The sequence below is a fragment of the Coralloluteibacterium thermophilum genome (assembly GCF_042654365.1).
Taxonomy (GTDB): domain Bacteria; phylum Pseudomonadota; class Gammaproteobacteria; order Xanthomonadales; family Xanthomonadaceae; genus Coralloluteibacterium; species Coralloluteibacterium thermophilum.
Map to the genome: position 1 here is coordinate 1 of NZ_JBHSGG010000053.1, position 688 is coordinate 688.

Annotated in this window: 1 protein-coding gene and 1 pseudogene; both read left to right on the top strand. The window is 75.7% G+C overall.

Annotation, left to right across the window (positions count from 1 at the left end; translation table 11 throughout):
• A pseudogene (locus tag ACFO3Q_RS16745) lies at nucleotides 1–198 on the top strand (hypothetical protein); the annotation flags it as partial.
• A 111-nt stretch (nucleotides 199–309) separates the two neighbouring features.
• A complete protein-coding gene (locus ACFO3Q_RS16750) occupies nucleotides 310–633 on the top strand; it encodes a hypothetical protein (RefSeq protein ID WP_377006045.1) in 324 nt (107 codons plus the stop codon).
• Nucleotides 634–688 lie beyond the last annotated feature (55 nt).

A 688-nucleotide genomic window follows, 5' to 3' on the forward strand; every position in this document is an offset into this window, starting at 1 on the left:
GTGGCCGCCGACGAGGCCGCCGCCGCCGCCGAGCAGGGCGGTGCCGAGGCCGCCCAGGCCGAGCGCACCACCGACGGCGCGGTCGAGTCCGCCGCCGCCGACTCCGCGCAGGAGGCGGCCGACGCCGCCGCCGAGGCCGCCGCGCCTGCGCAGGACGCCGCCGACGAGGCCGACGACCACACCGAGCACCTGCAGTAAGCGCGACGCGAGCCGCACCGAACCGCCGCCTCCGGGCGGCGGTTTTTCTTTCACGGCGACACCATGGCCCGGCCGTGAGCATCGGAAGTCCGTTCCTTCCCTGCCACCGCCATGCCTTCCGCACGCCTCCTCATCGTCCTCGGCCTGCTCGGCACCCTGCCGCTGGCCGCCTGCCGCAACGAAACCCCCGAAGCCCAGCAGCGCGCGAGCGAGGCGCGCGAGTCCTGGCGCGAGGCCGGGCAACAGACCGAGAGCGCCGCCAGGGCCACCGGCGAAGCGCTGCGCGATACCGCCCAGTCCGCCGCAGCCAGCACCCGCGAGGCGCTCGGCGAGGCCGAGCAGCGCCTCGACCGCCGCGACCGCGTGGACGAAACCCCGCCCCCGGCGCAGCCGCCGCGCGAGGACGTGCCGCCGCCCGAGCCGGCGCGGCGCTAGGCTGAATCGACATTCATCCGGTATGTTCATGGGATGTCGAAGAACAAGCCAGCGC

Coding starts and splice junctions, on each gene's coding strand:
- ACFO3Q_RS16750 (WP_377006045.1), top strand. CDS start 310: ATGCCTTCCGCACGCCTCCTCATCGTCCTCGGCCTGCTCGGCACCCTG.